Here is a 9095-nt window from a genome sequence, read left to right as displayed (position 1 = left end):
CGAGGAGGATGACCGATGAGCCGATATACCTACGTTGTTGAGTACCCTGACGGCCAGGAACCAGTCGTTAATGCCGGTACACAACTGGCCGGCGGCCGCTTGGTTGCCGTCAATTTCTCTGATGCCCTGGCGGAGCCGGTCGCGCGGCCGCTGGATAAATGGGATGAAGAGTTCGGGCCGGTTGTTTGGTGGGCACTGGATTTGGAATATGGCGGATGGCTGGGAGAACCGGCGTGGATTGGTACGCCAAATGATAGCGATTGGCCAGGATATCACACTCACTGGACGCCACATCCGGCGTTTCCGGACGACCCTCCACCAGCCACCAGCGCAACGGAGGAATAATGGCTATCGATATCTCAACCCTGAAAACGGACCACACTGCCGCCGTGGCCGCCGGCGATAAATTCTATATCGGTACGGAATGCGATCGCCCGGGGCATGGCCGGGTGCGTTACGTAAACGGTCGGATGTGTTTGGCGTGTTGCAAAGACAAGGCGCGTCGCCGTCGATTGCAAGACCAGTCGAGCCGGACAGATCCAGACGGGTTTAATCGTCGTGTGTTCATTCTGGGTGATCCGAAACGAATTTTAAACCCAGCACTGCTGGTTCATGCGGAGGAATAGATAATGGCGACCGGAAAATTAATGAAGGCGAGCTTATGGAGCCGTCGTGAATTTGAGGAGGATTCCATTCCTGATTTACGCACAATAAAACGCTGGGTCAGGGATGGCCTTTTGCGTGGAAAAATTATCGACACCTCGGTATGGGTTTACTCATCTGAAAAATGGGGAGTTGACTCTATTGTTTCCCAGCGGGTCAGTGAACTCATTAGGGAGTAATTATGGCTGCTAGGCCGCGAAGGAGAGAATATCGGCAACTGCCAGATTATCTCTATTACGATAAAGATAAGCAGGCTTATCGCTTTGTGTTGGTCACTGGAAAGAAAAAAGATTTAGGTAAAGATCGCGCGGTGGCTATAGCCATAGCGCGAGAATATAACAATCTGATGCGGCATAATAACGCCATCACAGTTAAATCATTACTGCGGGAATCTGGTGGTGCGCAGGGAGAGGCTAAACCGTTATCGATTTATATTGACAACTTGCTAGAGCGGGCAATAGAAAATGATAGGCCCGCGGCGAATACCCTCGCTGATTGGAAAAATGACGCGATAAGAATGAAGGAATTTTTCAAAGACACCCCTGCTTGTGATATTGAGCTTGAACACGTAAACAATTATATTCTGCAATATCATGCTGATTCATCAGCAAATGTGCAGAATAGAAAAATTAGTTTTCTCAAAAAGATATTCAGCTATGCGGTCGATGAATCTTTGATGTTTGATAATCCTGCCGCCAGGAAGAAGATGCGACGAGTTGCTGGAAAAAAACGCAGGCGCTTGTCACTGAAAGAATTCCAACAGATACATGCCGCGGCTGATTTGTGGCTTCAAGTGGCAATGGATCTGGCTCTACAAACCACTCAAGCAAGGCTCGAAGTCTCACGGATTCGCTATTCCATACCAGCACCGAAAGAAGGCGTTTGCGGATGTGTCTGGTACGAAATTCCTCGCGATGGAATTTATGGGACTCTCTATATTCATCGGCAAAAGGTCCAGAAAAAAGAGGCGTCGCATGTGGCCATCCCCATCGGGACAGCCCTAAAGACCATTATCGACGAGAGTCGTGATAATATCGCCAGTCCGTTTGTAGTTCACCGGCTACCAGAAAAAAACAGTAACCCTATCAGCCAAGAGGTACAGCACCCGACGCAAGTAGCACCCGATTACCTAAGCCGAGCATTTTCAGCGCTACGCGATCAACTAGGCATTGCTGCCAATTTGCCTATTTCGGAACGACCGACATTTCATGAGATACGGGCGCTGGCCGCTCATCTATACAAAATTCAGGGGATGGATCCTCAGGCAAGAATGGCACACAGCGATGCAAAATCAACGCGAATTTATACGCAAAACCATGTCGATTGGGTCGAGGTTCCACATGCCGAAATCAAGGTTAGTTAGAGGGGAAAAACCCATACCTAAGTTATTGATGTATATGGAGTCAAATTTGTCTTTTTTGTACTGTTTGTTTGTCCAGTCGAATGACCTATAATCCAGAGCTGGCGCGGGTTCCGCTTGTTTTAGCCCGTCGTCATGGGGTGTCGGGGGTCGGAGGTTCAAATCCTCTCATGCCGACCAAACAACCTCAAGAAAACCAACCTGTTAGGGTTGGTTTTTTTATGCCTGAAGTTAGGGAGATGTTCCCTATCAAGCCGATGAGCACGACGACGAAACAGTACCCGCTGAAGTGGTGTCCATCACTATCAAACGGAACGTCAGCCTTTTGTCCGCCTGGCGTATTCACTCTGGGCTGTCAGAGTATGTTGCGGCCGAGAAACTCGAAACCACACAATCCGCTGTTTCACAGTGGGAATCTGTGGACTCAACACCCCAGGGAAAAACACGCGAAAACTGGCGACGCTGTACGGATGCCGTCCAGAACAGTTGACGCTCCAAGATACAGCCCCGCCAGGGGCTAATTTTTCCCGTTCCTGCTGAGTTTACAGGAGTCGTTCTTCTTCCAGTTCAATGCCGATGGCGTTTCGCCCTATGCCCGACCAAACCAGGGTGCTTACCCATCAACGGGACGATGCCCTGGTAGCGCCGCCTTTTTACCTCTAATACCCGTCTGGCTCTGGCACTTTGCCACTGGCAAGAACGGCACAGGAATGCGACGATAGATTTTTCAGGAGAGATAAAGAGGGAATACCACAGTGAATGGCACGTTGCATATCCAGGCACAAGATCTTCATGCATTTATCGAGTCGCTGTTTCGCCATACCGGGAGCGAGCCCAGGGAGGCCGGCCTGGTGGCCGACCATCTGGTGGCCGCCAACCTTGCCGGACATGATTCCCACGGCGTGGGCATGATCCCAAGCTACATCCGCTCGCTGGAACAAGGGACTTTACAGTTGAACCGGCACGCCCGCGTGGTGCGCGACGCCGGCGCCGTGCTGACGCTGGATGGCAACCACGCCTTTGGCCAGGTGGCGGCGTTCGAGGCGATGGAACTTGGCATAGCCCGGGCAAAAACGGCCGGCCTGGCCGCCGTGGCGTTGCATAACGCCCACCACATCGGCCGTATTGGCTACTGGGCGGAGCAGTGCGCCGCGGCGGGTCTGATTTCGCTTCATTTCGTCAACGTGGTGGGCATCCCGATGGTCGCCCCCTTCGGCGGCGCCGACTGTCGGTTCGGCACCAATCCATTTTGCGTGATTTTCCCTCGGGAAGGGCATCCGCCGCTGCTACTCGATTTCGCCACCAGCGCTATCGCCTTTGGCAAAACACGCGTCGCCTGGCACAAGGGGCAACCCGTGGCGGAAGGGTGTCTGATTGACCACAACGGCCGGCCGACGACTGACCCCGGCGTGATGCAGACCCCGCCGCTGGGCGCCCTGCTCGCCTTCGGCCAGCATAAAGGCTATGCCTTGGCGACATTGTGCGAAATTTTAGGCGGCGCCTTATCCGGCGGACTGACCACCCACCAGCAGACCTTACAGCAAAACGCGGACGCGATCATCAACGGCATGACGACCCTGATACTCGACCCGTCCGCCTTCGCGGCGCCGGCCATGCAACGGGAAGCCGAAGCCTTTATCGATTGGGTTAAGCGCTCGCCGCAGTCCGGCGATGCGTCCATTCAGGTACCCGGCGAATGGGAACACGCCAATCGCCAGGCGCGCGCCGTTTCGGGCATTCCCCTTGACGCGGGAAGCTGGCACGCCATATGCGACGCCGCCCTGCGGGCCGGCATGCCGGCGGACGAGTTGGCGCGCGTCCGGCGTTAATCCGCGGCGAACACCGGCGGACGGGAGCGGCCTGCGCGTTCGGCGCCGGCACACCCGGCTGCGAATATCCCGCCGGACGGGGGAAAGGGGCGCCCCTTCCGGCGCTTATCTCCGGCGCTCACCTGGTGTGGCGTTAGCTCTGCTAGGGGCAAAAACACATTAACAGGTAGGAATTATCCGATCAAGTAATGGTATTAATAATCATTACCAACTCATCAATCCCCTTTATCATTCACGAGCACCACCTTGCCGGCAAATGCCCGATCCTCGAGCCGCCGATGCGCGTCAGCGCCCGCTTCCAAGGAAAAAACGTCGGTGGGCGGCAGCGAAAACTCGCCCTGGCGCAGGCTGTCGAACAAGCGTTGCGCCCGTTCCCGGCGGGCGTCGCCACTGTCCAGGTAAGTCCAGAGATCGGCGCCGATAACGCCTTTGGAGTCCATCAGCAAGTCGCCCGCCCGGATGGCCGGCGTATCGCCGCCAGCCATGCCAAAAGAAACCACCCGGCCGCCGGCGCGCAGTACCGCGAGACTTTGCCGCAAAGTGACGCCCACGGAATCAAAAACATAACGAACGCCGCCGCCGGTCAGCGAGCGGATTTCGCCGACCCAATCCTGCTGATAGGACATCGCGGCGATGGCGCCATTGTCCCGCGCGACAGCCTGTTTTTGCGCGCAAGACGCCAGCGCATATACGCGCGCGCCGCGCGCCGTCAGCATACGCGTTAAGATCCGGCCCACGCCGCCGGCCGCCGCCAACACCACCACGCTGTCGCCGTCACAGACCCGCACGCTGTCGTTGATGAGGTATTGCGCGGTCAGGCCCTGCAACAGAACCGACGCCGCCTCCCTATCGCCAAGCTCGTCCGGCAGCGCCAACGCGCGCTCCTGCGCCACATTGATACGCGTGGCGTGACTGAAAGGCACATCGGCGAATCCGACCCGTTGCCCCAGTTGCCAGCCGGTTACCCCCGCGCCCAGGGCGATAATGGCGCCGACGCCCTCATAACCACCAATATGCGGCGGCTGGTCATGCAACACATAATGTCCTTTGCGGCGATAAATGTCGGCAAAGTTCAACCCTGCCGCCGTCATACGGACCTGCATCGCGCCCGGCGGAACAATTGGGTTTGTCCCCCACCATGGTGGGCAAGCATATTCGTTATCTGGAGCAGCGATTGCAGGTAACGCTTTTAAACCGCACCACGCGACGTCAAGGTTTGACCGAGGCCGGGAGACTATTTTACGAACGCTGTCGGCGGTTGCCTGATTACCGCTTACTGCTGGCCGCCTCGCCGGCTTACCTGGCCGCACACGGCACGCCGGTCAGCCCCGTGGAATTGACCGGTCATTGCTGCATAGGCTTTAGTCAATGGGACAGCAATCACAACTGGACGTTGTCAGGGCCGGACGGGGAAATCAGCGTGCCGGTGAATTCCCGCCTGAGACTTGATTCCGGAGAGGGCGCCCGGCGGGCCGCGCTGGCGGATTTCGGCATACTTATGCACGCCGAATTATTGCTCAAAGAGGATATCGCCGCCGGCCGGCTGGTCAGCGTGCTCGCCGACTATGCGCCGCTGCCCAGACCGATGAATCTGCTCTATCTTCCCGAACGGTGGCAATCGCCCAAACTGGAAGCCTTTATCGCGTTGACGATGGCGCGTCTATGGGGCAGAACTTGACGGCGCGTCAACCTGGCCGTCCCGCGTCTTGCCTCACCGTAAGGGGCGCGGGTATGTCTTCGGGAAACAATAAATTCTGCGTGGGAATGGCCAGCTTGATGCCCATGGCGGCCAGCTCTTCCATTAATCGGATATTGATTTCTTGCTGAATATCCATATACGTATTGTAGTCGGCGCTATCAACAATATGCACCACCTCAAATGTCAGCCGGAAGTTGTCAAAAGAGAGAAAATGCGCGCGATCGAAACGCGTGCGTCCCACCTCGTTAATGACCTTTTTAAGCATGTCGCCCACCAGCCGGAGTTTTTCCGGCGGCGTGGAATAGGCCAGGCCGAAGGTGAAGACAATCCGCCGCGTCTGCATGCGCTTATAATTGTGTATCGTCTGCTGCAACAAAATGGCATTGCCGCAAACGATTTGCTCGCCGCTCAGACTCCGGATGCGCGTGGTTTTCAGGCCGATATGTTCCACCGTTCCGGCAATGTCGTTGAATACAATGAAATCGCCAATGACAAAGGGCTTGTCGAACCCGATGGCCAGGGAGGCGAACACATCGCTGAGCACCGTTTGTATGGCCAGCGCAATGGCGATGCCGCCCACCCCGAGACTGGCCACCAGGGCGGTGATGTTCACGCCGGCGTTGGCTAATATCGACAGCAGCATCACACTCCAGATAAGCGCCCTGCACATCAGGCCGAGAATCACCATTGCCACCGGATTACGCAGCGAATCGGGATGGAGCATCATATTTTGATGCCACAGATTAATGCCGCTATCCAGCCAGATGGCAATCTGAATTGCCAAAACCAGGAACCAGCCTTGTGCGATGGCATGATGCCAGTTCCCTGACATATTGATAAAATTAAGGCTGATTAAGAAAGCGATAATTAATATTAAAAATCGTTTAGTATTATTCAGCATCGCCACAAAGATATGGTATACCGATCTGTGCCGATCTTGGCTCCAGTTGGCCGCTTTCTTGCCGATGATGTTAATTATCTTACTGACCAGAAAGTAGATGATAAAAGTGGACGACAATACAATAAAGATATTAATCCAAAAATAAGCGGACACGGCCATTTTGAATAAATCCAGCCTGAAAAAATCATTCATATATTCTCCTTTTCATCTACCCGTTTTCATTTACGTCGCGGCTTTGCCGGCTTACCCTGGTCGCCTGTTTGCCGTTATACCGCAGTCGGAAATTTCTTGAGTATCTACTCGTCATACTTCACGTTGCCTCATTGTTGGCTGTGCTCACTCACCGCCACAATGCCACTCGCAGTATCTAGAGTATATACCAATGAATGATGAATCTTTTTGTGGGCGAAATGCCCGGGCTGTCACATCGCATCAATGTTGATTACGCCATGATGAAGGCGATGAAAGGAGGGACCGCTTATGCGCATACACGACATCGCATTCATATCCGCACTATTGGTGGTGATTATCAGCTTTGTCTCGTTTATGTACGCCTGACCAAACAGCACATTGGCCCAACCGTATTTTGTATGCTGGGAAGGGAGACAGAGAAGCGCACCGACAACTTTTGCTGTACTCCCTCTCGCGAGGAGGTAAGAAGCCGATGCGCTTTTCTGAGAAAGAAAGCGCCTTAAATGGCGCTTTCATTAGAGGGTATCCTTTCCGGCGCTTATCTCCGGCACTCATGACGTTGGCATGGCGTTAGCTCTGCGAAGGATGGCGCTATTTTAGGAATGTTCTTAAAATTGGTCAGTGATACTTATCACAAATCCGTTTTTGCCGTCATCAATTCATCAAAAATTTTTTAATGTCACTGCCGCCAGGTAATTCCCCTCGCGCCTTCGATAATGCTTCCAATTCGCGGTAATGAGTTATTCCTCCGCCGGCAGCATGGCGCCGCGCCGCATGCCGCCCGGCCGTCGCCTTGACGGCCCTGATTCATCGACGGCGGCCGGTTTGTTTTTCTTCACGGTTTCGCTATGGTTTATCAGCGGGGCCGCAATATCGGCCCGGATACAACCAGGGAGGGGATCACTGCCCGTTTTGCCCCATGGTTTCATTCATCATTACGAAGGGAGTCCGCAATGAATAATCTATCCTCCATCAATGCCCCCCATTTCAGCTACCCGCAGCCAGGTCCGAACGCCGCATCCGGTCAATATCCTCAACCGCCGTCATCCATAAATTCGCCGCATGGGACCGGCTATCCTAACCCTCCTCCGGGATATATGCCGTCCATCCCCCTGGCGGGCAATCCATATGCCTCTATTAACGCCCCTCACCTGCCGTACGATACGCGGGCGTCCAATATTCATTTGCGGCCGGCGTCGGCGCCGGTCCCCATCTCGAAAACGCCACACCTGTTACGAGCATTGACGCGCCAGGATAACCCCGCTGGTAAAAGCTACGCCGACTTGCTTAAAACCGGCCAGTCGATCTCGTATCAATACCCCGTAACGGACATGAACCACAGGCAGGTCAATCACAGGGCTCCCCGATAATGACGTGAGGGAAGCCGGGGCGGCGAAGCCCCTTCGCCGCCTTATCGTCAAATTTGGTAGTCAATCGCCTCGGCCACGGCGGCATGGGACGAAAACACCTGTTCCTCGATGTCGGCCAGGCTTAATTGCGGATGACAGAGCTGAATGAAACGCCAAGCGTATTTCCGTTGCAGTTGCCCGCGTTTTACCCCAAGCCACACCGTATTGGCCTCAAATAAATGTTCGGCATTGATACTGGCCAGGCCGGCATCACGTTGGCGATGGTAAGACATATCCGCCAGCAGGCCGACGCCCAGCCCCAATTCCACATATGTTTTGATCACATCGGAATCCTGGGCGCTCAATACCACTTCCGGCGCCAGGCCGGCGGCCTGGAACGCCGCGTCCAATCGGGAACGGCCGGTGATGCCGCGCCGATAGGTAATCAACGGATATTGGCACAACGCCTCCAGCGTCACTTTCGTCTCCAGGGTCAACGGGTGATGTTCCGGCACCAGGATGGCATGATGCCAACGGTAATAGGGAAAAGCCGCCAGGGACTCCTCGCTCATCAGTCTTTCACTGGCAATCCCCACATCCGCCTCGCCGGCTTGCAACATGGCGACAATATCCTCCGGGCTGCCCTGATTCAATATCAGCCGAACACGCGGATAGAGCGAGCGGAATTCCTTGATAACCGGCGGTAGGCTATAACGCGCCTGGGTATGCGTGGTAACGATGGACAGCTCGCCGGCATCGTTATTGGCAAACACATCAGCGATACGGCGAATATTATTGGCATCGCTCAAGATACGCTCCGCAACCGCTAATAAGGCTTTTCCCGGTTCGGTCATTCCCATCAGGCGCTTACCGCGGCGAATAAAAATTTCCACGCCCAGTTCTTCTTCTAATTCACGAATATGGCGACTGACTCCGGATTGGGAAGTAAAAAGCATACTGGCCACATCGGTGAGATTATAGTGACATCTTGCGGATTCCCGAATAATACGTAGTTGCTGGAAGTTCACAGCCATGTCTCCTTTATCTCAATCGCCGGGAGGCAATTTAAATGATGTAGAGTCTCTATACATACCGAGGAAAC

10 protein-coding genes are annotated in these 9095 nt (G+C 54.7%); 6 read left to right on the top strand and 4 right to left on the bottom strand.

Going from position 1 to position 9095, the window contains the following annotated elements:
- Positions 1 to 15 precede the first annotated feature (15 nt).
- From FCN80_RS26880 to FCN80_RS16905, 5 genes are all read left to right on the top strand, one after another.
- Positions 16 to 345, top strand: a complete 330-nt coding sequence (locus FCN80_RS26880) for a hypothetical protein (protein WP_230492728.1) — start codon at positions 16 to 18, stop codon at positions 343 to 345.
- Complete coding sequence (locus FCN80_RS16925; protein WP_136991347.1) at positions 345 to 626, top strand: hypothetical protein; 282 nt, start codon at positions 345 to 347, stop codon at positions 624 to 626. Before FCN80_RS26880 ends, FCN80_RS16925 begins: the two co-directional genes overlap by 1 nt.
- Before the next feature lie 3 nt (positions 627 to 629).
- Positions 630 to 842, top strand: coding sequence for a hypothetical protein (locus FCN80_RS16920; RefSeq protein ID WP_136991346.1), 213 nt, complete (start codon positions 630 to 632; stop codon positions 840 to 842).
- A 2-nt stretch (positions 843 to 844) separates the two neighbouring features.
- Positions 845 to 2026 (top strand): phage integrase Arm DNA-binding domain-containing protein, encoded by a 1182-nt coding sequence (locus FCN80_RS16915; protein ID WP_136991345.1) that lies wholly within the window; start codon positions 845 to 847, stop codon positions 2024 to 2026.
- 752 nt (positions 2027 to 2778) lie between these two features.
- Positions 2779 to 3852: a malate/lactate/ureidoglycolate dehydrogenase gene (locus FCN80_RS16905; RefSeq protein ID WP_136991344.1), complete on the top strand. Its 1074-nt coding sequence runs from the start codon at positions 2779 to 2781 to the stop codon at positions 3850 to 3852.
- A gap of 215 nt (positions 3853 to 4067) precedes the next feature.
- Here the strand turns inward: FCN80_RS16905 and FCN80_RS16900 are convergent, their stop codons facing one another.
- Positions 4068 to 4955: a zinc-binding dehydrogenase gene (locus tag FCN80_RS16900; protein ID WP_136991343.1), complete on the bottom strand. Its 888-nt coding sequence runs from the start codon at positions 4953 to 4955 to the stop codon at positions 4068 to 4070.
- On the opposite strand from FCN80_RS16900, the gene FCN80_RS16895 reads away from it, so the two are divergent.
- The gene (locus tag FCN80_RS16895) at positions 4931 to 5530 is read left to right on the top strand and encodes a LysR substrate-binding domain-containing protein (protein ID WP_306767892.1); all 600 of its coding nucleotides are present in this window, start codon (positions 4931 to 4933) and stop codon (positions 5528 to 5530) included. The two genes, FCN80_RS16900 and FCN80_RS16895, sit on opposite strands and share 25 nt — an antisense overlap.
- Before the next feature lie 7 nt (positions 5531 to 5537).
- Here the strand turns inward: FCN80_RS16895 and FCN80_RS16890 are convergent, their stop codons facing one another.
- From FCN80_RS16890 to cbl, 3 genes are all read right to left on the bottom strand, one after another.
- On the bottom strand, positions 5538 to 6644 hold the full coding sequence (locus tag FCN80_RS16890) for a mechanosensitive ion channel family protein (RefSeq protein WP_136991342.1): 1107 nt from the start codon (positions 6642 to 6644) through the stop codon (positions 5538 to 5540).
- A gap of 1232 nt (positions 6645 to 7876) precedes the next feature.
- Positions 7877 to 7999: a hypothetical protein gene (locus FCN80_RS27260; protein WP_306767890.1), complete on the bottom strand. Its 123-nt coding sequence runs from the start codon at positions 7997 to 7999 to the stop codon at positions 7877 to 7879.
- A gap of 62 nt (positions 8000 to 8061) precedes the next feature.
- A complete protein-coding gene (gene cbl, locus FCN80_RS16885) occupies positions 8062 to 9027 on the bottom strand; it encodes an HTH-type transcriptional regulator Cbl (RefSeq protein ID WP_306767889.1) in 966 nt (321 codons plus the stop codon).
- Positions 9028 to 9095 lie beyond the last annotated feature (68 nt).

The sequence above is a fragment of the Martelella alba genome, from assembly GCF_005217455.1.
Classification (GTDB): Bacteria; Pseudomonadota; Gammaproteobacteria; order Enterobacterales; family Enterobacteriaceae; genus Acerihabitans.
The sequence above is the reverse complement of the archived record's forward strand: the minus strand, read 5'-3'. Positions and strand labels throughout refer to the sequence as shown.